A 25,421-nucleotide genomic window follows, 5' to 3' on the forward strand; every position below is an offset into this window, starting at 1 on the left:
CGCCATGCCTGCCATCCAAAGCAACCGCTACTATAATGACCCGGCGCTCGGCGCGGCCTTCTCCAATCTCGCCGCGGCCTTTGCGCCGCCGAGCGGATCGGATCTGGCCGGATATGCTGCTGCGCGGAAGGGCAATCTGCAGGCCGAAGCGTTGCAAAAGGCCATGGGTGTCTACGGCGATCCGAACGCCAGTTCGGACGTGCGGGACGCGGCCGGCGTGCTTGCGGGGCTGTTCACGCCGACGCAAGGTTTTGGAGCACGAAACATGGAAAGCGCAGACCGGCGTTACGGTACAGACGTCGTCGCGCGAACTTCGCTGGCGAACAATGCGGCCGATAATGCACGCGAGTTGGAACAGACCCGCCTGAACAATACGAAGGACATCACGACATCCATGCTGGCGCCTGTGGCGGAAGGCGCGACCCGTTTCGTGCCCGGCAGTATCGCTCGCATGTACGGAGCGTCTGAAACACAGGTCGGTGCGGTCAAAGCCGGCCAGGGCGACATGGTCGTTACGCCGGACGGGCGCACGATCATGGGCGCGCCGAAGCCGCCTACACAAGAACAGGTTCTCGGCGCGATTACGGGCAGGCTGCCGGATGCGGATCAGCGCGCAATTGCCATGCGGGACGTCAAACCGGAAAACATCATCGGCCCGGACGGAAAGCCAAAAATCGTCTCGTCGACGGCCGCGATCGATGCCGGCGCGCAGCCCTATATCAAACCGACCAACGACCAGATGTCGCCGCTCGCCCGGCTGATCCAGGAACGCGACGCGCTGCCGGAAGGCGACCCCCGCCGGGCTGCCTACGACCAGAACATCGCCGCGCTCGGCCGTGGTCAGCAGCAGTCGGCGTATGATCGTGCCAATGACGAGGACCTGAGCAAACTCAACACCAGCACCTTCGAAAATGCCAAGAACGCCTATGCGGAACGCGGCCTGTACAAGACGGTTCTTGCGGCCGTCGACAATCCAACAGTCGATCAGGGCACGCTGGCGAATGCGCAGCTCGGGCTGCGCAAGGCGCTCAACGCGTTTGGCGTCAATATGGGCAATACAGCGCCTGCAGAACTGCTGAACGCGCTTGGCGGTCAGATAGCGCTGAAGCTCCGCAATCAGGATGGGGCCAACATGCCGGGCGCCATGTCCGACGCCGACCGAGAGTTCCTGAAGACCATGTCCGTATCGCTTCAGAATTCCCCCCAGGCGAACCGACTGCTCGCGCAATATTACCTGGCTGCCCAGCAGCGCGCGATTGACCTCAACGAACTTCGGACGACCTACATCCAGCAACACGGTCGGATCGACGAAGGCTTCCGCACGGTCATGTCGGACTACCTCGGCACGGCCGATCCGACGGCGCAGCTTCGCTCTCAACTGGCGGGATCCGCCGCACCGGCGCCTGCTCCCGCTGCTCGACCCCGTCAGTCAACAACTGCGTCGCAACCTGTTCGTGTCAGCTCGCCTGTAGAAGCGGCTAAGCTGCCTTCTGGGACGTCGATCATCTTGCCAGATGGCTCTATGGGGAGGGTTCCGTAATGGATAACGATCCGTGGGCCGCATTCCGCGTGCCAGCGACGCCAGAGCCTTCGGATGATCCGTGGGCCGCCTACCGTATTCCTGCGGAGCCCGCCGCGTCGGCGCCGGTCACGGACTATGGCGCCCCGCCGCCCGGCGAGATCATCCACGGCGCTGATCGGTCCTATATCTCTGACCAGCCGCAGATCAGCACGGTCCGCCCGGCCGAGGATCCGACCGGCGCAGCAACGGCCGCCACCATGAACGCGCTGAAGCTGCGCGGCCAGAACGAAGACACGCTCGGCGCTGTCGCGCGCAACGCCATCCCGTTGACACAGGGTGCGACATTCAACACGGGCGACGAACTCATTTCAGCGATCTTTGGCGGCTTCAAGGCGCTGACTGGTGGTGACTTCGGCCAGAGCTTTGATACGGCGCAGGAATTTCAGCGCCAAGAGCTTGACCGGCAGCGCACCGAACATCCGATCGGCTCAGCCGTCGGCGAAGTTGCGGGCGGCGTGTCGTCTGGCCTCGGCCTCGCGGGCAAGGGCATGACGCTAGTCGGCAACATGGCGAACGAGGGCTTGCGCAATCTCCTGCCGCGTGTGTTGGCCGGCGGCGCGGAAGGCGCTGCTTATGGCGGCTTGACGGGCTTTGCGGGCGCAGACGGCGGCGTCGATAACCGGACAGATCAGGCGGCCCGGAATTTGCCGCTGGCTGCCGGTCTCGGCGCGGCGGCTGTGCCGGCCACCGATCTCGTCTCACTTATCTTCGGGCGGTTCTCCCCGTTGCTCACTCGCGATCCTGTGGCCCGCGGCGACGAAATGCTCGTGCGCAGTATGGCGCGTGATGAGCAGACGCCCGAACAGATTGCCCAGGCTGTCGAGGCTGCCCAGGCCGCGGGGCAAAGCGAATATCGAGCCGTCGATGCAGCCGGCCGCAATTCACAACGTGTCGGCGCCATGGCGGCCAAAACACCCGGCCCGGCACGCAATGACATCTCGCAGACGTTGGCGGCGCGCCAGCAGGAGCAAGGCCAGCGTATCGGCTCTTATGTCGACGACGCGCTTGGGGCACAGGGGCCGGACGCCTATGCGACCGAACAGGGCATCGTGAACGCCCGTCGTACAGCCGCGCAGCCTCTCTACGACGAGGCCTACAAGGCGCCGGCGCCGCAAGGGGCCTTCTACGATGAAACGCTCGGCCGTCAGTCCGTACAGGATGCAATCCGTTCGGCTGAGAAAGTGGCTGCGGAGAAGCAGATCCCGATCAGCGACATGTTCACGGAGGTTCCCAACCCGAACCCGACCAAAACACAGGTTCTGACCGGGCTGGTCGATCCGAACGGCAATCCGATCATGCGCACCGAAGTCAGTGACGAAACGATCCGCGTTCCGACCGTCCGCGGCTGGGACCTGATCAAGCGCGAACTCGACGCAAAGGTGAACCAGCTCTACAAGGCCGGCGACACGACGGCGGCCGAAGCGGTAAAGGAGACGCGTAACGCGCTGCGCGGCCAGCTCTCGACGGACGTCCCGAAATATGGTGAGGCGCTGGCGAAATATGCCGACGACAGCACGTCGCTGGAAGCCATCCAGACAGGCCGCGACCTGATCAACGCCCGCAATGCCGACGAGGCCAAAGCGTCAATGCGTGATATTCCCGAGAACAAGCGCGATCTGCCGCGCATCGGCGCGGCGCGTGAGATCGGCGTCAAACTGGAAAACCAGCGCGCCGGCCAGGACAAGACGCTGAGCTTCGACACGCCGAACATGCAGGGCAAGCTTGACGTGCTGGTCGACGATCCACTCGTGCGCGCGATCTTTAATCAGCGTCTTATGCGAGAACGCGACATGGTTCGCGCCGGTCGCGCCCTGACAGGCGGCTCCTCGACATATGAGAACCTGGTGGATGGGCAGGCTGTCGGCGACGCGGGCAGCGCGCTGACGGCGCTTCTAAGCGGCAATATCATGCGCGCTGCGGGTTTGGCTGGCGGCCATGCTCTCGGAGCGCTGAGCCGGGCTGCGACGGGCATGAATGAAGAAACAGCCACCCACGTCGGACAGAGGTTGCTCAGCAACGACCCGCAGGAAATACGGTCTTTGGCAGACCTATTCCGGCAAGTTCAAGATCACGTTCATGCACCGTCGCTCACGCCGGCCGTTGGGTCCGCTGGTCTCAACGCGCCACGCACAGGCAATAGCGATGACCGACGAGGACGGTGACGGCGGTTCTGGTTGCCTTCCTATATCATGACCCGCATGAAGTGCTGACGCCGCTCGCCTCTGTCGATCCCGGATTGAATTAGCTTGTCGATATTGCAGCCCATGCTTCGTTTCAGTTGCCTCCAATTCTCAGTAGAACAAAATAGGAACAAGGAGATCTGAGATGAAGCCGCTTTCGCTGCCCAAAATCGAGCCCGACGTAATCGAAGACGTTTTGGCCTGGCATGGCGGCGACGCGCGCGAAGCTATTTCAGCGCTTCTTGAGGATTGTCAGCATCTCCGCCTGCAGCTCGCGCTGACAGAGGCGGCGGCAAGCAGTGGCTTCACGCGCGGATGGCGGCCACACTTCGACCGGTCGGACAATGCCTGAAGGTCGCAAATTTGGAGATCGAACATGTCCAACAAAGGCAAGCTGATCGTGTTGGCAGCATTCGTGAAGAACGAAGACGGTGACCCGGTGCAGGCATTTGACCCCCGTCAGGTCGACACTGAAGAGCGCGCGAAGCGCGAGGCTCGGATGATGGCAGACCAATACGCCGGCGTCGTGGCCTGGAGCCGGGAGGCCAATCCTCTGATCGGGGAATACGGGCCGCCGGTCGTGCTGTTCCAGCAAGGCGAGATACCTGAGTTGGAATGAAGCGCACCGTTCTCAATTCGTTCACGTCTGCTTACGCTATGGCATAAAGCCTGAAGTGAGGATTGAGTCGAGGGCGATCAATGTACCCTGTCCAAGAGCTGCTGACCGAAGGCGTCACCCTGCACTATGTGCTGATGTCGCAATCCTTCCGTCGAAGGTTCGCCGGCATGGCCGTGGGGAAGCGGCGGGATCTGACGGTCGTCTCGCCCATTGCGCAGGGCATGATTGGCCGCATGGCGCTGAATTTGGCCTTTAGCTTCGAAGGGAAGCCGGCGCCCAATGGCATGGTGCAGCAGGTCATCGAGCGCGAGCTTTTGGGCGTCTCCGATGAAGACGCCTTTGCTACCCTCAAGCGTGCCACGCCGGAGGGCTCGGCCGCCGTCACGGCTCTAGTCGATCGGATCACTGCCGCCCTGTCTGAAACCTTCGAAATCGTGTCGACGGTCAAGCCGCCTGGCCCGAACCCGATGACGACACATGGTGAGCCGCGAAAAGCAGATCTCCTGCCGAATGGCTGGATGCCATGCCACCAGATTTCCCTTGATGACGCGCCAAGAATGCGATGGACGCGCACATGGGCTGACGGCGATGATTTCATCGGTTTTGATGGAGCGATGACGATCGGGCGAATTTTCCGGATCGAGGCTTTGGAAGAGCCTGCGAAATGGCTCTGGCTGCTCGCGCATCCACCTGCTCAAATCAAGCTGGAGCACCCGTCTTGCGGCTGGGAGCTGACGGCTCGACAGGCGGCCGTGCGCGTAGAATATTGCTACCGTAAGATCCTGCTCTCGATTCACGCTGACACCCATGACACGATGCGCAAGGGTCGGCAGTGGTAAGAGGATCGGATGTGCAATCTCTACAATGTCAGCACCAACCAGGAGGCCATGCGCGCCTTTCGCCAGGCGCTCGACCGGCTAGGCAATCTTGAGCCCTCGATCGATATCTATCCCGACCGGCCAGCGCCGGTTCTACGGCGAACGGCAGAAGGCGAGGCTTGGGACCGTCTGACGTGGGGCATGCCGACGCCGCCGTCGATCCTAGGCGACAAGCCAGACACGGGCGTCACCAACATCCGCAATGTCACCTCGCCGCACTGGCGCCGCTGGCTCGGGCCAGAGAACCGGTGCGTGGTGCCTTGGACAACGTTTTGCGAATGGGAAGACACCAAGCCGAAGAAGCGCAAGCGCTGGTTCGCGATCAACGATGACAAGCCCCTCGCCTTCTTCGCCGGCATCTGGACAGAGTGGCGGGGAACGCGCGGGTCCATGAAGAACCCGCGCGAGGGAGATCATCAGCTATACGGCTTCCTGACCACCGAACCAAACGCGGTGGTCAAGCCGATCCACCCGAAGGCCATGCCGGTCATTCTCACGACGGCCGAGGAGGTCGATGTGTGGATGCGGGCGGACTGGGGCGAGGCGAAGGCGCTTCAGCGGCCGTTGCCGGACGATGGGCTGATCCTGTTGCCGGCGGAATAATGATTGTCTTCGTTCCTACGATGACGAATGATAAATTAACCGTGCCCGACAATTCTGAATTTTCCGCAGACAATGTGCGCCCACGGGTTTGTGCATTGAAATCAACATGATTGCCGCAACCACCACCTCGTTACGAAATATGCAGATATAGGAAGCACTAGCTCCTCCGCTTGACATGCGGAAGAAACCGCTCGAAATGCTGAACTTTGAGATGCTGCATCGGTTATCAGACGCCATCACAAATCATCAGGCAGGAAATGCACAGAAAAATCGATTTCAACAAACTGGAGAAGCTAATTCAGGCAGCACTGTCTGAAGGCTTTGCCGATGTCGAAATTTTGAGAGTTCATGTGGTTGATGATGTCGAAGTGGAAGGCGAGGATATCCTGCGGGTAGAAGTGGTTTTCGAGGGCCGCGCGCGTGACATTCCGTCCAGCTTCTTGACTAGGGCTATTCGCAAGGTGCGTCCTGCACTGTCGTCTGTCGATATCTCCGCTTTCCCTATGATGTCGTTCATTTCAGCAGCAGATGCCAAAATCGCAGCTCGCACATGATTTGTTAAAAACCGCAGAAGATTTGATTGCGAGGAAAAACCCTCGACAGTCCAATCTCAAGCGTGCGGTGAGCACAGCATACTACGCGCTCTTCCATTGCTTATCAGAGTCCTGCGCGAACAATCTTATCACGAAACGCAACGGTAAAGCTGCATGGCGGCAGAGCTATAGAGCTCTTCAGCATAGTTTTGCAAAGAAGGCTTGTGACAGCCTCAATGATCGTAAACAGAGGGTAATTTTAGAAAAATTTCCCGACGAAATTCAAGATTTCGCGCTTCAATTTTATAATATGCAACTAAAGCGGCATGAAGCCGACTACGACCCCTATTCAAAATTTCAGAAATCGCAAGTGCTTACTGACCTACGTGCGACAGAAGCTGTCATCAGAGGGTTCGAAGCTTGTTCGTCTGCACACAGACAGGCTTTCACGGCTTTAGTGCTATTTCAGAGGCGCGATTAAGCTGACTGCCAACTTACGATTGACTCAGCTCCGCGGCTGATCAATAAGGGCACTAGGTGCCCGTCATCGCATTATCACCTATCGCTCTTGTTGCAAGCCGAAATGGTCGGGACGCAATAGGGTGGCCCCGGAGCGCTAGACTTTCATCTAGCAATCCCCGAGGTGAAAAATGCATTGTCATTGGCCTAGGGCGGTTCACGTACGTTCCTATGTACGCTTCCGCTTTGGACGGTGGGAACTCGTTTGCGAGCACTGCCGTTCTTACCCGTCTCACTAATGGTTGAGCCCCAAGCAGACGGATGATAAGAAGATGGCGGGCACCACCTTCGAGACCTTTCTGACAAAAATATCCTACCGTCAAGTTAATTCAAGGCTAAGGCGCGCTTGGAACGGGCGTTTGCGGCCTTCATGCTGCTGCTCGACACAGTAGGTTGCAGGGTGAAAGGTGCGCCGACAAGCCGCTCCGCCCGCTTGCCCGCACCCTCGCTTATCTTGCTCTGCCCCAATGGTGGACAACCGGCCCGCCGGCTAGGACCGACCGATTGTCCTGAGCTAGCTTTTAGATGTCGGGACCAATCTTCTCTCTTCTATTCGTCAAAGACGGACCATCCGACCTTGCCTCGATGGCAGCCATCTCGATCAGGTAGGCCAGGAGCTGCCGGCGCTGCGCCGGGACCATCCGCGCCAACTGCATCAGCATGCTTGCGACATAATTCCGTGTGTGCTCGTTCATTTAGAGGCTCCTTTCATAATGAACGGGTCTCTGAAAATTTCAAAGAGCTAATGGAACGTGACCATGCACGCGCGGGACCGGCAGAAAATCATCATCGAACATGACGCGCCGGAGACCTCGAGCGCCGAATGCGCTCGGGAGAAGGAACTGGGGGAAAAGGCAAAGCTCAGACTGCAAGAGCTTATGGCCGGCGGCTATCGGATTGACGACAGCAGCCGGAGGGATCGGATCGGACGTCAGACCATCGGGCGCTTGTAAGGGTCATCCTGAAAGATGGCCGAGACGCGGGCAGAGAACTGATGGCGGATGGCCTAGCGCAGCCTTGGCCGAACAGAGGTAACGTTTGGTGCGGACGTTAGCCTGTGAGGGCGACCGGTGCTCGTGCACGTATCGTGGCGAGAATGATTTCCTTTGATTAAAATCAAGCCCGGCCGTCGGAGATACAGACACTTCGAAGAATTCCATATCTCCAGCCCCAGGATGCGCTGGATATGGTATACTGCAAGGCAACAAAAGGACGCGTTATGACGACGATTTTCAGCATCAGATCTGGAGGGGTAGGATGCGCGATAGGGATGTGAGAGAGAGCGTTTGGCGCTGGCTTGAACTCGCTCACGCTGGTGACAGTGATACCCTTATGCTTGATGAACTCGGCATACTGAATGGCGCAACTCGTATCGACATTGCTGTTATCAATGGCCAGATCGAGGGCTACGAGCTCAAGAGCGAGCGCGACACCTTGGACCGGCTTCCCGCACAGCGTGACCTTTACAACCTTGTCTTAGACAGGATCAGCCTCGTGGTGGCTGAGAACCACCGCGAAGCAGCAGAAGAGATCATACCGGATTGGTGGGGGCTGGCTGTCGCTAGCAGTTGCCTCGGCAGGGTCGAGGTCACTCGCGAGAGGCTCCCAGAGATGAACCCTGGGCTAGATGCTGCAACCCTTGCGTCTCTCTTGTGGCGGGATGAAGCGTTGGCCGTCTTAGAGCGGTACGGTGCGGCACGCGGCGTTAGGAGCAAGCCTCGCGAGGCACTCTATGAGCGCCTCGCGGTTTCCCTTGACCTCAACGTCGTCCGCGCAGAGGTGCGATCTGCTCTCAAGGCGAGGGCAGGCTGGCGAATTGACCGACGATTTCCGCAATATGGTGGTTAACGCCTATTGAGACCCAAGTCTCAAGGTTGCCCTGTCCCTCCGCCCGCCTGTGGATGCGCATGATCCTTCCATCGCCGAATGAGAAGACCTGGCCGCGATACTGCGGCATGGCAACGATTGTATCGGCATGAGCCAGGAACTGAGCAAACCCCTGGCCTCCGCGGGTTCTTGTTCCTTGCCCTCGGAGCAGAACCCATGTGCTCTCGAATGTGTAGCGAACGCTAGCGGTCGGGTTCATCGTTCTAGGGTCTAACCCCTCTTCAACTGGCAGAGGGTGGATTGTTGCGTAGTCCCCATAGGTGACTGCCCGGCCGGCCGCACTTCGGTTTGCCAGCCATACAGCCCACTCGTGTCGTTGCACTATATGAGCGCCGACAGCAAAGCCGGAGAGGTTTTCAGGAAAAGAGCCAGCGACCAACGCGATGTCAGCCCACTCTGAGGCGAAGGGAACCGCTGCTAACGCGCCGCGTGCGGTGATAACCGACCGGCCCGCTGTGTCAATATAGCCCAAGTCCACGATGAAGGCCGCATCAGCGGCCTGTAAGCCGCACTCATCCAGCATATCACTGACCACATCATCAATGTCTAGCTCGGCTAGGTCGTCAGGGGTCATGCGAAATACAGGGCGAACGCCATAGTCGCCACAGACCGACGCCACAGCCGCGAGAAAGGCTTCATCACTTTCCAGCCTCAGCACAGGGCTTACATGGGCATGCTGATCGGCGTCGGCAATTCGGTCAAAGAAATAACGGACAAAGTGTACACCGCCTGCGCATCGGGCGTCCGGGTCAATGTCCCCCAAATCAACGGCGGCCGCGTAGCCCGCCCATGCGGAGTTAAGGCGATCAGCGTCCTGAGCAATGCGCTGGTCAAACGCTACGTCAGTTTCGCCACCTGGCGGTGGGTTGAATGAATGCGATGCGATGTTGAGCAGGGGAACTGTACCGGCTTTCTGAGCGGCAGAGAGATTGGTGAGTGCAGTCTGTTCGCCGCGCTTGAAGCGCAGGATTGGTCGATAAGTCATGGCTCCTCCTCTAAGGTGTTGTGTGATTCTCAATCACAACCTTAGAGGGACACAATTTAGTTATGAGTTCAATGATTCCATTGCAATCAAGACGAGAGACTTACTTGCTAGCCTTTGGTATTTTTTGCCTCAAGCGCCTCCAACCTCCGCACAATCTCGCCCGTCTCGATTGCCTTCCGCTGCGCCTCGATAATCGACACCAAGCTTTGAGCCTCGCCCGGCGCTATCTCGCCGCGCGCCGCCGCGCCGAGCACCAGTGAAATCGCGCCTGGGATTTGCTCGGCCGTTTCAATTGCTGGGAGCTTGATCGATATCGCGCGCTGCGCGGGCGCAGGCCGGGGATGGATGAATGGTGCGGCTTGCGCTGCAGCCCATGCCCTGTCTTTCGCATCGGCATCCTCATTTCGCATGATGGACATCATATATTCGATCGGGGAAATCCCTTCCGACATCACCTTGCCCAGCACCTCGACCGTGCGGCGGTTCAGTGTCCCCGGCTTACGCCCTGCGCCGGCTCCCGCGCCGCCAGTCTTCGCCATTCCCTGTTTCTCCTGATTGGCCTTCAAACGGCCGATACGTTCGAAAGAAGTGCCCGGCAGGTCGGGCAACGCCGCTGTCGATCCGTCCACTTCGATAATGCGGGTGATGATCAGCGCGTCCCGCTCACGGCGCCAGTCGATGCCCCTGGAACGTAAAAACCGATCGAACTCGTCTTCGCTGTGGTCCCCGGCCAAAACGCTGATGACGCGGAGAATGAAGGCGCCGTGGCTGGCTCAGCCTTGCCAAGGCGCAGATACTCGGCAAGCCGAATGATATATAGCCTTCGCCCCTTCCCGTTACGCTTGCCAAACTATTAAGTTGTGCGATTACTGTCTCTTGCGTAGAGCGGGGGCTGCTTATGGCGGATGCGCAGGAACAGACAAAGAACAAGCCAAGCGGCTACACCCGACGGCTTGCAGAACTCGCGGGATTTGGAAGCTTGTTTGCAGCAGGCATTGGAGCCCTCTCCAATGTTCTTCCCGGTGTTCCTCCAATCGGTCTCTTCACTGTCTTCATTGGAGCAGCAATGGGGTTGCTCTTCCTGCTGGTGGTTAGAAATGCGACCACCTTTAATCCAGAGCGCTTTGGCACTGTAGTGAGCTTTCTGGTTTGGTCGATCGCTATATGCGCGGTGGTTTTCATGTTCGCTATGACTTCGAGGGCAGTAGGTCCCGTAGTGCGTGAGCTTTTCGATATGTTCGACACGCCGGAAGTCTCTCCTAAAAAGACTAAATTCGAACCAGACACCGGCGAGGGCGATCTTCGCAAGGCAGATGAACCCAAATTCGATCAGAGACTTGCTCCAATACGTGGGGAGCCCCAACAGCCGAATTTCGCCAATAAAGAGACGGCATTCAATCGACCTGTCGCGAGCACGGAGAGCAGCCCGGACACACGAGCTGCCACGTTAGAAGAGCAAGCGAAGATGGCCGCTGATGCTCCGGCTTCTTCCGAGATGACGATCACGCCGGGATCGATTGCTGACAGAGAGGAGGCCACTGATCTCGCCGCGTCTGCTCCAGACAAGCGAATTGTTTACTACTATCGCCCTGTGGATGGCGAGCGGGTACGCGATGCGCTGCGAGCTGCACACTTGCAATGGACAGAAAGTGACAATTTCAAGAACTTAATTAATAATCCCACCAATGCAATCGCTTGCTCACCAACCTCTGATCCCGCAACATTCAAACGTCTAGTCGCAGCACTGCGCTCCGCTGGTATCACCATACGGAGTATAGATTTTTTCAGAAAATCTACTAAGCGTGGCTTCGAGATTTTGAACACGTCCTTCTTAGATGGGCCCAGCGTAGATTACCCCCCTCTAACGGACGAGCAACTAGATGTGGCTAAATGTTCGCCCATGCATAATTAAGGTGCGTGTCCTGTTTAAATGGGAAGGTTGTTGCAGGCGCCGGCCCGCTGTGTTGCGACAATCTTCCAGCTGTCAGCGGTGCCCCGGCTATCTGTCGCTTTGGTCTGGATCAGCAGTTGGCACTGCGCGGTCCGCGTGATCGCCGGCGTGACCTTGGTCGCTGGCAGCGTAATCATGACGGGATCGGTCCGGAAGACGAACACGCGCCCGCCCTGGACCGGATAGGCATCGGCTGGCAGCATCCCGGTTTGCGCCGTGAACTGCCCGATCGTCAAACCGTTCAACGCCTCCAGCCTAGCGTTAAGGCTCTCGTCGATCGCTGCTTGATACTCCTGGCTGGTCTGGCAGCCGGCGAGCGCAAGCAGCGCGACGGCGGCGCCTAGAAGTCTGCGGGGCATGCTGTCGTCGCTCCTTCAGGAAAAGATGTCTTGTTTGCCGCCAGCGGCGCCAGCCGGTGGCGCCTGCGGCTCTGCGGCGGTTGCTGGTTCGCAAAAGGCAGCCCACTCGACCATCAGCTTCCTGCGCTTCTCCAGGGCATCGCCGCGGCGATAGGCGCGTTCTGTTTCGTCGCCGACGGCGTGCGCCAATGCGGCCTCCGCCACTTCGCGCGGGAAAGACGTCTCTTCGCCGCACCAGTCGCGGAAGGAGGAGCGGAAGCCGTGCGTGGTGACCTCGACTTTCAGCCGACGGAGCAGCATTTCGAACGACATCACGGAGAGGGGCCGTCCTTGCACCCTTCCAGGAAAGACGAACGCGTCAGGCTCAGTCCCGAAGGTTTTCGCGATTTCGAGGATCTGCAAGGCGCGCGGCGCCAGCGGGACACGGTGTTCGCGGCCGGCCTTCATGCGGTCTTTCGGTATTGTCCAGACAGCGCTTTTCGTATCGACCTCGCGCCACCGCATTCCCATGGTCTCTCCGGACCTGGCTGCGGTCAGGATCGTGAATTCGAGCGCCAGGGCAGCCAGCGCTTTGCGCTCACGCAACCGTTTGATGAACGCCGGCAGCTCGGCATAATCCATCGCGGCATGATGGCCGCGGGCAAGCTTCCGGCGCTTCGGTAACAGCTTGTCGAGATGGCCGCGCCAGCGCGCAGGATTTTCGCCTGACCGCAGACCATTTGCCTTGGCCGCGTCGAGGACGCGCTCGATCCGCCCGCGCAGCCGTGAAGCCGTCTCGGATTTCGAAAGCCAGATCGGTTTGAGCACCGCGACGATATCTGACGTCTCGATCTGGTCGATCGCCTTGGCCCGAAGCGGCTTCGCATAGACCTCCAGCGTCATCTTCCACTGATTGATATGTTTCGCGTTCCGAAACTGCGGCGTCATATCCTTGACGAAGTCGTCCGCGCAGTCGCCGAAGCTCGGCGTGATTGCCTTCGCCGCGCCTTTGGCCGAAATCGGATCGATGCCGGCGGCAAGCTGCGCCCGTGCTTTCACCGCCAGTTCACGCGCAGTAGCCAGGGGTACGGCATTGACGCCCCCGAGGCCCATCTCGCGGAGGCGATCTTCACGTCGATAGAGGAATGCCCATCGCTTCGCGCCCGATTTATCGACGACCAGGTAAAGGCCTCCGCCATCACCATGTCGTCCGGGTTTTGTGATCGTGGAGACGGTTCTCGCCGACAGCTTATTCAAGGTTAGAGCCATTTTCACCCCAACATCTACCCTAATAATCGACCGTCATTCTATGCGATAAGTTGAGACGGTCCAATACGGGTAAATTAAGTATGTATTTGACTATATTGGATAATCTGACATACCATGATACGTTGGGATGCGGTAGTTTGGCGGACCCCCTCTCCGCCATGCAGCTTTGGCTATCAGGTTTTCCCTTGTCCTTCTGACTTCATTGACTTTGAATGCTGATGCCCAAACTTGCTAGGGCCACCTCCCGGCACGACCTCGCGCTTGGACTCCGAATTACGGTGTGATCTAAAAGCGTGCCGCCATATCGAGTGCGTGAGGACCGATGCCGATCGAAATCGACGAAGTGCTTAGACGCTCCGAGCAGGGGGCAACAGAGCCCTACATTTGTCGAGGCTCGGACGGCAAACTCTACTTCGTTAAAGGCAAGGGAGCAGGTTACGATTCGCTCGTGAAAGAGTGGGTGGCCGGACAACTGGCACGGCAACTGGATTTACCTATTCCGCGTTTTTGCGTCGTTATGGTGCCACAAGAGCTGTACGACGCGGGCCGGAATGGGGCGTTGCGAGACCTGGGATACGGATTTTTGTTCGGCTCAGAAAATGTTGAGAACGTGAATGAAGTATCGCTGGTCAATGTTCAGCACGCTCCCGCAAAACTCAAGCGTGATATTGCTGCTTTCGATTGGTGGATCCGAAATGGCGACCGGACGCTAACTGACTCTGGCGGCAATCCCAATCTCCTCTGGTCGGAGTCAGCTCGCCGACTGGTTGTCATCGATCATAATCTGGCCTTCGACGAAGAGGTAACTCTTCATTCACAGCTTGAGAGCCATATTTTCAGTAGTTCCCTGGCCGAGATTTGCGAACAGTCAGCTCTGCAGGGTCATTACAACGCAAGGTTTGAGAAGGCCTTGACGGACTTGCCCCAGATCCTTGGTGACATCCCAGAACGGTGGCACTATGTAGACGACGCCCGCACGGTTGAAATCAACTTGTCGCTCGATCTTGTCGAGGACACACTGCGGCGACACAGGGTGCCTGCGTTTTGGGAACGAATATGAAAAAGCATGCGGTAAGCTATGCGATAATCCGTTTCCAGCCACATGTCGAAACGGGAGAATTCGCCAACATCGGTATTGTGCTCGTCGCACCACGCGCAAGCTATCTGGATTTCAGGCTTGAGACTAAGCGCCTGGGCAGGCTGACGAGCTTCTTTGACAGTGTCGAGGGGACGACTATTCGTGGCGTTCTCAAAAGCTACCACACAGAGCTTAAGCGGATCAGGGATTTAGCTGGCTATACGGGCAGTGGACAGCGTCGGTTCGAATTCGAGCTGAGCGATAACGCAGAGCATCTTTTTCAAGCCCTGACTAAGGACCGCGAAGGTATCATCCGCTTTAGCGAAGTCCGCTTTGCTATGACGGCTTGCCCCAAGAGCAAGCTAGATGAACTCTTCGAATACTACGTCAGACGCAATTTTGCTAGCTCGATTTATCGTGAGGGGTTACTAGAAAAGCAGGTCCGCGGATTTTTGAAGTTGCGTGACATTGGTCGAAATTTCAAGCCCATGGCTTTTTCGGACGGACTATACTCGGCGAAATTCCCTTTCGTGGAAATCGTCGAGCAAGAGCCTCTTATGGTCTTGAAGCCGATCTATCTCGGGCAGGATGAGCCGACGCGCATTCTCGATCACGGCAACAAATGGTTGTTCACCATCAACCGATTGAAGGAAAAGCTTCCCCCTAATGTCGTTTTTGCAGTGGAGGGACCAAAAGACTCTCCAATACGTAAACGAGCTTTCCAAGAAGCGGTGGATTTGTTCCGAGCTAACGACATCAAGGTGGTAGATGCGGGAGATGAGAATGCGCTGGTCAGCGCCATAGAGCAACCAGCTTAGTAGCTCGCGGACTAATGGCATAGTGGTCGAATATACCGCAATCGAAATGCAGCATGCTTTCGACCTTCGGATCACGATAGAGGCGCACCATCTTGTCGGCTAGGCGGGGCGTTGTGTTTTTGATCCCTTAATTAAGTAACTTCGGTCCTTTCGTCACGGTCTCCGCAACCTTCCCCTCTCCCCGGCATCCGGCAAAGACATCCAATCCCGGCTCATAGGCCGTCGTGGCAATGTCCATCAGTCCGAGCACGCTATGGAAGAGGTTGTCGTGCGAGGTCGGTGACGTGGCCGATGCCTGGAGGCAGGCCATGTCGAAGCCATTGGCCTTCTGCACATCCGGTGCGATCCAGGTGAGGAATGGCACATGGGTCTGCTGGGACGGGGCGATGAGATAGGGGGCGCCGTGCAGGTAAAGGCCGTTTTCGCCGAGCGACTCGCCATGATCGGACAGATAGATCACGGAGGCTGCAAGGGACGTCTCGCGTGCGGCGAGCTTGTCGATCACCTGAGCCACGACATGATCGGTGTAAAGGATCGTGTTGTCATAGGCATTGCGGATTTCCTGCGGCGTGCATTTGCCGAAATCCTCGGCGCGGCAATCCGGTTTGAACCGGCGGAATTCCTCAGGATAGCGGGCGAAATAAGCGGGGCCGTGGCTGCCGAGCTGGTGGAGCACCAAGACGCTGTCGCCCTTAATCTGGTCGAGCCATCGATCCATGCGGTCGAGCAGGATCCCGTCGAGGCATTCCCCGCCACTGCAAAAGCGAGGGTCGGCCGACTTCGGCAGGAATTCGTAGGGAACGCGGTCGGAGACCTTGTAGCTGCCGGTGTCATTGTCCAGCCAGGAGACCGCGACCTTTGCATGTCCCAACACATCGAGCAGGTTCTCCCGCTCCAGCGCCTTGTCGTGCGAATAGCCCTTCCGTGTCAGGTTCGAGAACATGCAGGGAAGGGAGACGGCCGTCGATGTGCCGCAGCTCGTCGTTTGGGGGAAATAGACGACACCTCTTTTCTTCATCTCGGGATTGGTTTCGACCGGATAGCCACCGAGCGAAAAATCCTCCGCGCGTGCGGTCTCGCCGGCAATGATCACGGTCACCCTCGGTTTGGGGCCGGCCGGCCGGTGCGCATCGGCGCCAAGGGGCGCGGGTGCGCCGCGCGGCCCCCTCATCGCATCGACGCCATACCGAACAGCGCTCGTCATCGCGTAAAAGGGCGTCAGCGGATCCATGATTTCGTGATGGGCGCGGCTGACGCCGGCAATGGTCTTGTAATCGCTGACGGCCGAGCCGGCCAGAACCAGAAGACAGCCCGTGATGATTGCCGTGTTGTGCAGCAATTTCGACAGGATCGGCCTGTGGACGATCCGCACCCACAGGATCAAGGCGCTCGGCAGCAGGCCCGTCAACGCTAGATGCAGCACGAAGCGCGGGGTGATCAGATGTCCTGTCTCGGCAGAGGTGGACTGCATCATGTTGCGGATCATCTCGCGGTCGATGACCACACCGAACTGGTCGGTGAACCATGAGGCAGCCGAGGCCGTCAGCACGAACAGGATCAGAACGGGCTTGGTAATATATTTGGCCGAAAACAGCGTCAGCAGCGCCAATGCGCTTGCGGTCACGCCGGTGGCGAACAGGCCGAGCGCCAGGTGGTCGTCCTTGAAGTCTGCGGCAGCCCGCGTCCAGAAAGCATGGTTGGCAACGAGCAGAAGATAGGCTGTCGTCATCGCGCAGAGGGTGAAGCTTCCAACCTGCGGACGCGTCTTCCAGAAAGATGGCTTCATGCTATGCGATGCTTTCGCGATGTCAGGGCCGGCAGGCGCTCAAAGGCATGCAGGATGCCAAGGCCACTGTCCTGCTCGAATTGAGGCGGAATTTCGGATGTCCGCCATGTCTCGAGGATCGGTTTCTGTGTGGAATTTCTTTGAATGTTCGGACCTGCGGCGGTCCATGGATTAGGTTAATCCATTCTTCCTGTCATCTTCCTATCAAAGGGAGAAGATAAGCTGGTGGCGGAAGAGAATAGGCGAGGGCGAAGCCTGCTCGAGACACTGCTTCGAAGACGCGGCGCGCGAACGCCCGATCCTGCCTCTGCAAAGGGAAGCGCCAGGGGGCTAGGCCTTGATGTCGAGTCCGGCTTCATGCGCCGCGGCGATAAAGGATAGCCGGGCTGCTTCCGCTGATTTTTTGCCCTTCATCGCGGCTTCGAGGGTCTGTAGGGCTTGATCCAGCGCCTTGCCCTCCTCAACCGGCCAGTCCTCGATCAAGGCCCAGGATGCTTCCTGATTGTTCCTGATGGTCGTGAACGTGCCGGGATCTCCCAGCGCCAGGGAAACGGGCTTGTTCCAGTCGTTGCTCACGCGATGCTCTCCAATATCCGTCGCTCTCCCGTAACGCCATTCCCCTCTCGTGGCGAGCCCTCCCATAACAAGAAGGCTAGGCGATGTTTCGCGGGCGGAAAGAGCAGAGCGGACTTTCCGCGTTCGAGCGAGAGGACATTCGATCGGTCCGGCGTCGAGCCGTCAGGCTCTCGTCCAGTTCAAGCATCCGAGCGGTAGGAGAGACGTGCTGACCAAGAGGGCGCCATGGCGATAGAGTTCGAACGGGTCGCCGCCGGGTGGCATATCCACCGCCCACAGCTGCCCCGACGCATCGGAGCCCATCAGCCTGCCCCCGATCGCCGTCATGGCGGTCATGGCTTCCTCTTGACCGATGTCAGGTCGAAAAAGAACGATCACCTGGGTTTGATCGGGCGGCGGCAGGGCTGAAAGCGGTCCGGCAAGACCGATCGTCAACGCAAGGGCCAGGGGCGCGTGCAGCGGGCGGCTTTTGCCGTCCCCGCCACCCCGTCGGATCAGCACGCCAAAAATGGCCGGAACGATCCCGAACAGGACAAACCAGAGCAGATCCCAGAACAGCGGATTGTCGACGTCCATGCGGATGCGATGGATGCCCAGGATCCAATGGGACAGAATGCCATCCAGCATATGCCAGCTTCCAAAGCCGATGAACGCCTGTGCGAGGAGATGCCGATCCGCTCCGGTCTCGGCACATTCTTTTCGTGTCCGCCACAGCAACCAAAGGCCGAGCCCTGCAATGATATACATCAACAGGTGAAAGAGGCCGTCCCACAGGATAAGGACGCGGATGTCCTGGCGCGCCTGCTCGACGCCGCTCAGCAAATGGTGCCATTGCAGCACCTGATGCAGCAGGATCCCGTCGAAGAAGCCGCCGATGCCGAAGCCTAAGGCGAAGCCAGCCGCTTGATGAGCGCCGGAGAACCGCTCTCCTTTTGCAGCCGTTATGTCCTTGGTCATCGACGTCCTCCAGGTGACAACCCGTAACAAGGGCATCGCTGCGGAGTTTCCCAGCAATGCCGGATGAGAGCCGCACGATCACGGGTTGGATCGCATCGGTCGTCTGAACGCGACATCCGCGCTGGCCAAGCGGCAGGATTTCGCGGGGCCGCATGATCCTTCCGCCATTGATCCCGTCATGCCTTGAGACTACACCGGCGCCATTCCGAGGAGCGTAAGATTCACTCTCTCTGATGGGAACTTACAAGATAGCATCGGCCGGACCGCGGCGCCGTTGGACAACCAACAGCGCTGTCGACGTCGCTTCTCACTGGAAGCAGGGAAAACGGCTCTCACGCGTGTCTATCAGCGCGACCGGGTACAAGGCGGATGAACGCATGGCAGGCGCGGAGCCACGGATTTTTCTCGGCATAGCGCTGGCCTCTGCCGGCTATGCCTGTTTCGCGTTGCAGGATGCCGTGGTCAAACTGCTGGTCGCCTCCTACGCCGTGCCGCAGATCCTGTTCATGCGCAGCCTCGTCATCGTGATGATCACGGCCCCGCTTGCCCATTGGCTCAAGCATCCCTCGATCTTTCAAAGCCGGCACAAGGGCACGCTCGTCCTGCGCGCGGCGCTGATGCTGCTGGCCTGGCTTCTGTTCTACACTGCCGCCCGGCATCTTGGCCTTGCCGAGTTGACGACGCTCTATTTCTCGGCGCCAATCATCGTCATTCTCTTGTCGATCCTGGTGCTGAAGGAGCAGGTAGGCCCCGCGCGGTGGATTGCCTGTATCGGCGGCTTCATAGGCGTTACGGTCGCGGCCAATCCCACGCAGTCGCCCGATCTTCTTCCGGCTCTAATGTGCATCGTGGCAGGTGGCTGCTGGGCATGGAGCACGGTGCTCGTTCGCCTGGTCAGCAAATCGGAGACGACGCTCGTCCAGATGTGGGCCACCAGCCTGCTCTTCGCGCTGGCCTGCGCTGCCTCCTTTCCCTGGGTCTGGACGATGCCGGACCTGACCGGCTGGAGCCTGATGGTCGGCCTTGGGCTCATCGCGACGGTCGGCCAGTATCTGCTCTATGAGGGCTTTCGCCATGCGCCGGCCTCTGCCTTGGCGCCGGTGGAATATACCGGGCTGATCTGGGCCTTTTTCTATGGGTATGCCCTGTGGGCGGATGTGCCGTCACATGCCGTTGTCATGGGCGCCGTCCTCATCGTCGCCTCCAGCGCGCTCCTTCTCCTGGCCGAGCAGCATCGCGGCTCGCGCGTCTGAGCGGATCGCCTGTCAGCCTGGTTTTCGATCGGCAGATTCTTGGTGGGATCGACCTCCCCGTCGATCTCACATCCGATGCCCGATCCACCCCTCGGCCGCATCCAGTTCGGGCGTGAAGCGGGTGGCCGGCACGGGTCTGGAAAACAGGTAGCCCTGCAAGTCCTGGCAGCCGATCGCGATCAGAAAGTCCCGCTGGCTTTCGGTTTCGACACCTTCCGCCGTGGCGGCGGCTCCCAGGGTCCGGCTGAGATTGACGAGCGCGGAGACGATGGCGGCGCCTTCGGCCTTGCTGCCGATCAGCCCGACGAAGGATCGGTCGATCTTGATGCGGTCGACCGGCACGTGCAGTAGGTGGCTGAGCGAGGAAAAGCCGGTGCCGAAATCGTCCAGGGCAATGCGCACGCCTTTCGATCGCAGCCGCGCAAAGGCCGCCTCTGCCTCCGCCCCGATCCTGAACAAGGCGGCTTCGGTGATCTCAAGCTCAAGGCGCGAGGCCGGCAGCCCCGTCTCGCTGAGAATGTCGAGAACATCCTGATCGAACGCGGCGTGTCTGATCTGCGACGGCGAGACATTGACGGCGAGCGACATGGAATGGGGCCAGCCGACGGCGTGCCGCGCGGCCTCCCTCAGCACCCATTTGCCGAGCGCGGTCATCAGGCCGCCTTCTTCCGCCAGGGGAATGAAGAGATCGGGCGTGAGCAGGCCCTTGATGGGATGCTGCCAGCGCAGCAGCGCCTCGGCCCCCGTCAACGTTCCCTTGGCATCGCCGCGGTGCACGCTCTGGAAGAAGATTTCGAGACGCCCGAACGGGGGCAGGCTGTCGTCATCCCCGGCCATGCGCCCCGCCTGATCCGATACCAGCAAGGCTCGAAGCTCGGCCTTCAGCTTTTCACGCGCATCGACCTTGTGGTCCATTTCCGGCTGGTAGGTCACGAAGCGCCCCCGCCCGTGCGACTTGGCTTCGTAAAGCGCCAGATCGGCACGGCGCAGGATCTCCTCGCTGCTTATTTGGGCGTGATCGAGAATGGCGATGCCGATGGAGCAGCCGATCGTCACGGTCACGTCGCCATTGCTCAGCCGGAAGGGCTGTGCCAGGGCGCGGACCAGCGACTGACAGAGACTGGCATGGTCGGCCTCCTGTTCGCGCAGATCCGGCAGGAGCAAGGCGAATTCGTCGCCGCCGAAGCGCGCCAGGGTCGCATTTGCCCCGACCAGCGCGACGATCCGCGCCACGGCCGCGCAGAGAAGCTCGTCGCCGACGGGATGGCCATGCTCGTCATTGACCTCCTTGAAACGGTCGAGATCGATGAGGGCGATGGCCGCAGATCGCTGCGTGATCGCCATCGCCTTCAGGCATTCGTCGAAGCGGGTGGCAAAAAGCGCCCGGTTTGGCAGGCCTGTCAGAACATCGTGCAGCGAAAGATGCCGGGCATGACGTTCGCTTGCGCCCAGCTCGCCCAGGCTTCGGCGCAGCCGCGCCATGAGATAGAAGAACAACGCGGCGATGGCCAAGGCGGCAACCGAGAGAACGGGAACGAGCCGGCCGATCACCCGCGAGCCCGGCAGGTCGGGCTTCCAGATGATGAAGCCGATCGGCTCATGGCTTTTCGTGGCCTCGATCTGAAAAGCAACCTCGGTCTCTTCCTGATCGGCAGCACGGGCATAGCGTGCGCCGTTCAAGCCCTGCTCACGGCTCAGCGTATCGAGCGCCGCCCCATCGAGAAAGCGGAAGGTGATCAGGAGCAACCGGTCCCTCGACATCAGGCTGCGCGTGTCCAGAGGGCTCCCCGCCGTGATCGGCGTGATGCCGACGACGGCGGGACGGCCCTCCAGGCGCATGAGTTCGACCCGGCTCAGCGCCGACTGGTCAGCGCCAAAGCGGCGCTGGTCGGCTTGCACCTCGGTCATCATCGGCTGAAGCAGTGGGCGGACCCAGCGGAACCGCCGGATGGCTTGAGGGTCGCTTTCCATGGCCAGCGTACCGTCGGCGGCGACCAGAAAAACCGCGTCATAGCCGAACACGGTCGTGGCGATCGTGCCGAAGGTCTCGGCCGCGGCAACATGGGCGAAATGCGGCTCTGCCTGCGATGGCGCAACCATGGCCGGGGTGGTGGCCATGAGCAGGGAGCGATAGCCCGCGCCGATCAGCCGGACATCCTGAAGCACGCGTTGGACCTGATCCTGGAGGCGGCTATTGACCAGCTGGCGCTGGCGGTCGAGGGCAGCCGCGTCACTTTCGGTTCCCGCCCAGAGCGCCGCCAGAAAGACGAGCGCCAGAATCCCGACGCCGCTGACCGCCAGCAGAGCAAGGATTCGCCCTGATGACGTCCGGGTCGCCGTGACAGACGAGGACAGCGAAAATCGATAGGCGGCCACAGACTATTTCCTCAATCGGCCTGTCAGAATGCGGGTCACTGATTGACAAAGTCTTCTTTTGTGCCTCGCAAGTGCAGCATAAATAGAGGAAAATCCTTAAATATTTTGTGTTCCCCTGAGTATAGATCAGTAAATTTAAACATTCCTAATGTCACGAACGGGGACATAATTTATGAGCCGTATGACCTCTTTGCTTCCATCCCGATTGTCCGCGCTTCTGGCGAGTGCCATTGCTCTCGTGGCGGCGCTGACGCCACTATCGGCAGGCGCAGAGGCGCCGAAGCACATCAAGATTGCGGTGGAAGGCGCTTTTCCGCCTTTCAACTATCTCGATTCGAACAAGCAGCTTCAAGGCTTCGACGTCGATATCGCGAATGCGCTGTGCCAGGCTGCCAAACTCGACTGCGAATTCGTGATCCAGGAGTGGACGGCGATGATTCCCGGTCTTCTGGAAAAACGCTACGACGCCATCATCTCATCGATGTCGATGAGCCAGGAGCGCCGCCAGAAGGTAGCCTTCAGCCAGCGCTATTATGACAGCCCGACGGTTTTCATCACTCAGAAGGCCAGCAATATCGCAATCGACACGTCGAACGGACTGAAGGGCGTCCGACTGGGCGTCACGGCCGCGACCTCTCAGGAGGCCTACGCCAAAAAATTCTTCGGCAATGCCGATACCGTGGTCTTTTCCGCCTCACCGGACCTTTACAAGGGGCTGGCCAATGGCAGCGTCGATGTCATCCTCGAAGACAAACTGGCCGTCTACGACTGGCTCGCCAATACGAAAGCTGGCAGCTGCTGCATGTTCAACGGCAAGGACATCAAGGACCCCGAATATTTCGGCGACGGCGCCGGCATCGCCGTCCGCCCGGCAGACACGGAGCTGCTCGCCACCTTCAACGCCGCGCTCGCCCAAATTCAAGCTGATGGCGTCTACGACACGATCAATGCGAAGTATTTCCCGTTCAGTATTCAGTAGCGCGAGGATGGCGCCGAGGGATTGCGACGCGTTGCAGACCGATTTCAATCTCCAACGGAACCGCCTTTGCGGTTAGACACCAAAATTTCGAGGGAGGATGCCCAAAGAGCCGTTGATGGAACAATCGGCCCCCCTATCCGATTGACCGGCCATTGAGTGGACAAGACAGGAGCATCTTCCATGCCTGCAAAATCCAAAGCCCAGCAAATGGCGGCAGGGGCCGCCTTGTCGGCAAAGCGTGGCGAACGCAAGAAGAGTTCACTGAAGGGAGCATCGAAATCCATGGCCGAGTCGATGAGCGAAAAGGAGCTCAGCGACATGGCGTCTACCAAGCAGACAGGCAAGCCTCAGCACGCTTCATCGAAGCATTGACAGGCGTATAGAGGCCTTGCCTCGAACCGCATCTGTCACGTTGGTTTTATATCAGGTGAAAGCTGCGCCAGTCCCATGTCCATCCGACTGGCGCAAACTTGGCTTATGCATGAAAAGGCGCACCGTTCTAGTTGGGCGCCCCTCCTCATGGTCGACCAACCTTACGGCGCCATGTCATGCACCGGTTTGGCCGCGTCGTTTGCGATCTCGGATGACGCTTCGGGCTTGGCGGCTGCGGCAGAGGCAAGTGTGATCTGCGGCGGCGTCGGCAGTTCCAGATGCTGGCTCGTATAGGCCCATTCTTCCTGAACCTTGGCCGGATCCTTGTTCAGTTCGGTTCCGTAGCTCGGCACGATCTGGCGGATCTTGGCCTGCCAGTCTGGCGTCGCCACCCTGTCGGCGAAGACTTTTTCCAGAACCTTGAGCATGATCGGCGCTGCGGTCGAGGCCCCCGGGGAAGCGCCGAGAAGGGCAGCCAGGCTGCCGTCCTTGGCGCTGACGATCTCCGTGCCGAGCTTCAAGACGCCGCCCTTGTCCTTGTCGCGCTTGATGATCTGCACGCGCTGACCCGCCTGCCACAGGCGCCACTGGTCCTTTTTGGCTTCCGGGAAATACTCTTGGAGCGCGGCGAAGCGATCGTCGTCCGACATCATCAGCTGGCCGGCCAGATATTCGACCAGCGGATATTCGTCGATGCCGACGCGCATCATCGGCCAGGCATTGGTCGTCGTGGTCGAGGTCAGCAGATCGAAATAGGAGCCCTCCTTCAGGAATTTGGTCGAGAAGGTGGCGAAGGGCCCGAAGAGGATGACGCGCTTGCCGCCGATGACACGGGTGTCCAGATGCGGCACGGACATCGGCGGCGAGCCGACCGAAGCCTTGCCATAGGCCTTGGCGAGGTGGCGCATGGTCACGTCCTGCGTCTCGTTGACCAGGAAGGAGCCACCGACCGGGAAGCCGGCATAGTCCTCAGCCTCCGGGATACCAGATTTTTGCAGGAGATGGATGGCGCCGCCGCCCGCGCCAATGAACAGGAACTTGGCGTCGATCGTTTCCTCGCGGCCATCCTTGGTGCTGCGATGGGTCACGCGCCAAGTGCCGTCGCCATTGCGGGTGATATCGTCCACTTCGGCATTGAGCGCGAGGTCGAAATTCGGCTGGCTCTGGAGATAGGCGACGAACTGGCGGGTGATCTCACCGAATTCCATGTCCGTGCCCAAGGGCGTCCACGTCGCACCGATCTTCTGGCCGGGGTCGCGGCCTTCCATCATCAGCGGAACCCACTGGCTGATCTGCGCGGGATCGGTGGAAAATTGCATGCCGGCAAAGAGCGGGCTCGCCTTCAGCGCCTCATAGCGCTTTTCGAGATAGGCGATATTGTCATCGCCCCAGACGAAGCTCATGTGCGGCGTATGGTTGATGAAGGAGCGCGGGTTCTTCAGAACGCCATTGCGCAGCTGCCAGCTCCAGAACTGACGCGAGATTTGGAAGGCCTCGTTGATTTCGACGGCCTTGGAAATGTCGATGCGGCCGTCGGCCTTCTCAGGCGTGTAGTTGAGTTCGGCGAGGGCCGAGTGGCCGGTGCCGGCATTGTTCCAGCCATTGGAGCTTTCCAGCGCCACGCCATCCAGCCGCTCGAGCATGGAGATCGACCATGTGGGTTCGAGTTCACGCAGCCAGATGCCAAGCGTCGCGCTCATGATGCCGCCGCCGATCAGCAGCACATCGACCTTCTTCGGCTCGCCGCTCGCAAGAGCGCGCGCCGAAGGCAGCGCAGCAGCCGACAGGCCTGCGACCGCCGAGCCGAGCACCTGTCGCCTGTTCATTGTCAGGCCGGATGCTGGATCGCTTGACAGGGAAAGGGGGTGTCTTCCGTCTTGTT

At 59.5% G+C, this 25,421-nt stretch carries 26 protein-coding genes; 16 read left to right on the forward strand and 10 right to left on the reverse strand.

Annotated elements, in window-relative coordinates; genetic code table 11:
- Nucleotides 1–4 precede the first annotated feature (4 nt).
- The 8 genes from BMX61_RS00730 (at nucleotide 5) to BMX61_RS24190 (ending at nucleotide 6,876) form a co-directional block, all read left to right on the forward strand.
- A complete protein-coding gene (locus BMX61_RS00730; RefSeq protein ID WP_075627351.1) occupies nucleotides 5–1,540 on the forward strand; it encodes a hypothetical protein in 1,536 nt (511 codons plus the stop codon).
- Between the two features lie 623 nt (nucleotides 1,541–2,163).
- Nucleotides 2,164–3,744 carry a hypothetical protein gene (locus BMX61_RS00735; protein WP_139198844.1) on the forward strand — a complete coding sequence of 527 codons (1,581 nt, stop codon included), beginning with the start codon at nucleotides 2,164–2,166 and terminating at the stop codon, nucleotides 3,742–3,744.
- A gap of 163 nt (nucleotides 3,745–3,907) precedes the next feature.
- Nucleotides 3,908–4,114: a CUE domain-containing protein gene (locus BMX61_RS00740; protein WP_075627349.1), complete on the forward strand. Its 207-nt coding sequence runs from the start codon at nucleotides 3,908–3,910 to the stop codon at nucleotides 4,112–4,114.
- 24 nt (nucleotides 4,115–4,138) lie between these two features.
- Nucleotides 4,139–4,381, forward strand: coding sequence for a hypothetical protein (locus BMX61_RS00745; RefSeq protein ID WP_075627348.1), 243 nt, complete (start codon nucleotides 4,139–4,141; stop codon nucleotides 4,379–4,381).
- Nucleotides 4,382–4,443: 62 nt separating this feature from the next.
- Nucleotides 4,444–5,220, forward strand: coding sequence for a hypothetical protein (locus BMX61_RS00750; RefSeq protein WP_139311759.1), 777 nt, complete (start codon nucleotides 4,444–4,446; stop codon nucleotides 5,218–5,220).
- A gap of 9 nt (nucleotides 5,221–5,229) precedes the next feature.
- On the forward strand, nucleotides 5,230–5,862 hold the full coding sequence (locus BMX61_RS00755) for an SOS response-associated peptidase (RefSeq protein WP_075627346.1): 633 nt from the start codon (nucleotides 5,230–5,232) through the stop codon (nucleotides 5,860–5,862).
- 257 nt (nucleotides 5,863–6,119) lie between these two features.
- On the forward strand, nucleotides 6,120–6,416 hold the full coding sequence (locus BMX61_RS00760) for a hypothetical protein (RefSeq protein WP_075627345.1): 297 nt from the start codon (nucleotides 6,120–6,122) through the stop codon (nucleotides 6,414–6,416).
- Complete coding sequence (locus BMX61_RS24190; protein ID WP_139198846.1) at nucleotides 6,391–6,876, forward strand: hypothetical protein; 486 nt, start codon at nucleotides 6,391–6,393, stop codon at nucleotides 6,874–6,876. The genes BMX61_RS00760 and BMX61_RS24190 overlap by 26 nt, the downstream gene beginning before the upstream one ends.
- A gap of 559 nt (nucleotides 6,877–7,435) precedes the next feature.
- On the opposite strand, the gene BMX61_RS24555 is transcribed toward BMX61_RS24190, so the two are convergent.
- Complete coding sequence (locus BMX61_RS24555; RefSeq protein WP_170854881.1) at nucleotides 7,436–7,609, reverse strand: hypothetical protein; 174 nt, start codon at nucleotides 7,607–7,609, stop codon at nucleotides 7,436–7,438.
- Between the two features lie 63 nt (nucleotides 7,610–7,672).
- Between BMX61_RS24555 and BMX61_RS00765 the strand changes: the two genes are divergently transcribed.
- Both BMX61_RS00765 and BMX61_RS00770 read left to right on the forward strand, forming a co-directional pair.
- Nucleotides 7,673–7,867: a hypothetical protein gene (locus BMX61_RS00765; protein ID WP_075627344.1), complete on the forward strand. Its 195-nt coding sequence runs from the start codon at nucleotides 7,673–7,675 to the stop codon at nucleotides 7,865–7,867.
- A 304-nt stretch (nucleotides 7,868–8,171) separates the two neighbouring features.
- Nucleotides 8,172–8,762 carry a sce7726 family protein gene (locus tag BMX61_RS00770; RefSeq protein WP_075627343.1) on the forward strand — a complete coding sequence of 197 codons (591 nt, stop codon included), beginning with the start codon at nucleotides 8,172–8,174 and terminating at the stop codon, nucleotides 8,760–8,762.
- Here BMX61_RS00770 and BMX61_RS00775 read toward each other — a convergent pair.
- Nucleotides 8,707–9,786 (reverse strand): beta family protein, encoded by a 1,080-nt coding sequence (locus BMX61_RS00775; RefSeq protein WP_075627342.1) that lies wholly within the window; start codon nucleotides 9,784–9,786, stop codon nucleotides 8,707–8,709. The two genes, BMX61_RS00770 and BMX61_RS00775, sit on opposite strands and share 56 nt — an antisense overlap.
- A gap of 107 nt (nucleotides 9,787–9,893) precedes the next feature.
- Nucleotides 9,894–10,520, reverse strand: a complete 627-nt coding sequence (locus tag BMX61_RS00780) for a hypothetical protein (RefSeq protein WP_075627341.1) — start codon at nucleotides 10,518–10,520, stop codon at nucleotides 9,894–9,896.
- Nucleotides 10,521–10,684: 164 nt separating this feature from the next.
- On the opposite strand from BMX61_RS00780, the gene BMX61_RS00785 reads away from it, so the two are divergent.
- Entirely contained in the window at nucleotides 10,685–11,698 is a 1,014-nt protein-coding gene (locus tag BMX61_RS00785; RefSeq protein ID WP_075627340.1) for a hypothetical protein, read from the forward strand.
- A 14-nt stretch (nucleotides 11,699–11,712) separates the two neighbouring features.
- Here the strand turns inward: BMX61_RS00785 and BMX61_RS00790 are convergent, their stop codons facing one another.
- Entirely contained in the window at nucleotides 11,713–12,096 is a 384-nt protein-coding gene (locus tag BMX61_RS00790; protein ID WP_075627339.1) for a hypothetical protein, read from the reverse strand.
- A gap of 15 nt (nucleotides 12,097–12,111) precedes the next feature.
- Nucleotides 12,112–13,344 carry a tyrosine-type recombinase/integrase gene (locus BMX61_RS00795; protein WP_075627338.1) on the reverse strand — a complete coding sequence of 411 codons (1,233 nt, stop codon included), beginning with the start codon at nucleotides 13,342–13,344 and terminating at the stop codon, nucleotides 12,112–12,114.
- Between the two features lie 322 nt (nucleotides 13,345–13,666).
- Here BMX61_RS00795 and BMX61_RS00800 point away from each other — a divergent pair, with 322 nt between their 5' ends.
- Both BMX61_RS00800 and BMX61_RS00805 read left to right on the forward strand, forming a co-directional pair.
- The gene (locus BMX61_RS00800; RefSeq protein WP_075627337.1) at nucleotides 13,667–14,404 is read left to right on the forward strand and encodes a HipA family kinase; all 738 of its coding nucleotides are present in this window, start codon (nucleotides 13,667–13,669) and stop codon (nucleotides 14,402–14,404) included.
- A complete protein-coding gene (locus BMX61_RS00805) occupies nucleotides 14,401–15,240 on the forward strand; it encodes a DUF3037 domain-containing protein (protein WP_075627336.1) in 840 nt (279 codons plus the stop codon). The genes BMX61_RS00800 and BMX61_RS00805 overlap by 4 nt, the downstream gene beginning before the upstream one ends.
- A gap of 127 nt (nucleotides 15,241–15,367) precedes the next feature.
- Here the strand turns inward: BMX61_RS00805 and BMX61_RS00810 are convergent, their stop codons facing one another.
- The 3 genes from BMX61_RS00810 to BMX61_RS00820 all read right to left on the reverse strand — a co-directional run bounded on the left by BMX61_RS00810 (nucleotide 15,368) and on the right by BMX61_RS00820 (nucleotide 18,559).
- Complete coding sequence (locus tag BMX61_RS00810) at nucleotides 15,368–17,026, reverse strand: phosphoethanolamine transferase (RefSeq protein ID WP_075627335.1); 1,659 nt, start codon at nucleotides 17,024–17,026, stop codon at nucleotides 15,368–15,370.
- Between the two features lie 330 nt (nucleotides 17,027–17,356).
- Nucleotides 17,357–17,602 carry a DUF982 domain-containing protein gene (locus tag BMX61_RS00815; RefSeq protein ID WP_075627334.1) on the reverse strand — a complete coding sequence of 82 codons (246 nt, stop codon included), beginning with the start codon at nucleotides 17,600–17,602 and terminating at the stop codon, nucleotides 17,357–17,359.
- A 162-nt stretch (nucleotides 17,603–17,764) separates the two neighbouring features.
- Nucleotides 17,765–18,559 (reverse strand): DUF2243 domain-containing protein, encoded by a 795-nt coding sequence (locus BMX61_RS00820; protein WP_075627333.1) that lies wholly within the window; start codon nucleotides 18,557–18,559, stop codon nucleotides 17,765–17,767.
- Between the two features lie 377 nt (nucleotides 18,560–18,936).
- Between BMX61_RS00820 and BMX61_RS00825 the strand changes: the two genes are divergently transcribed.
- Complete coding sequence (locus BMX61_RS00825; protein WP_075627332.1) at nucleotides 18,937–19,812, forward strand: DMT family transporter; 876 nt, start codon at nucleotides 18,937–18,939, stop codon at nucleotides 19,810–19,812.
- A 66-nt stretch (nucleotides 19,813–19,878) separates the two neighbouring features.
- On the opposite strand, the gene BMX61_RS00830 is transcribed toward BMX61_RS00825, so the two are convergent.
- A complete protein-coding gene (locus tag BMX61_RS00830) occupies nucleotides 19,879–22,188 on the reverse strand; it encodes a putative bifunctional diguanylate cyclase/phosphodiesterase (RefSeq protein WP_075627331.1) in 2,310 nt (769 codons plus the stop codon).
- Nucleotides 22,189–22,369: 181 nt separating this feature from the next.
- Here BMX61_RS00830 and BMX61_RS00835 point away from each other — a divergent pair, with 181 nt between their 5' ends.
- Nucleotides 22,370–23,167, forward strand: a complete 798-nt coding sequence (locus BMX61_RS00835; protein ID WP_407703727.1) for a transporter substrate-binding domain-containing protein — start codon at nucleotides 22,370–22,372, stop codon at nucleotides 23,165–23,167.
- 180 nt (nucleotides 23,168–23,347) lie between these two features.
- Nucleotides 23,348–23,539, forward strand: a complete 192-nt coding sequence (locus BMX61_RS00840) for a DUF3008 family protein (RefSeq protein ID WP_075627329.1) — start codon at nucleotides 23,348–23,350, stop codon at nucleotides 23,537–23,539.
- A 161-nt stretch (nucleotides 23,540–23,700) separates the two neighbouring features.
- Here BMX61_RS00840 and mqo read toward each other — a convergent pair whose 3' ends face one another.
- On the reverse strand, nucleotides 23,701–25,365 hold the full coding sequence (gene mqo / locus BMX61_RS00845) for a malate dehydrogenase (quinone) (protein WP_092742165.1): 1,665 nt from the start codon (nucleotides 25,363–25,365) through the stop codon (nucleotides 23,701–23,703).
- Nucleotides 25,366–25,421: the final 56 nt, after the last annotated feature.

The organism is Xaviernesmea oryzae (assembly GCF_900109605.1).
Lineage (GTDB): Bacteria > Pseudomonadota > Alphaproteobacteria > Rhizobiales > Rhizobiaceae > Xaviernesmea > Xaviernesmea oryzae.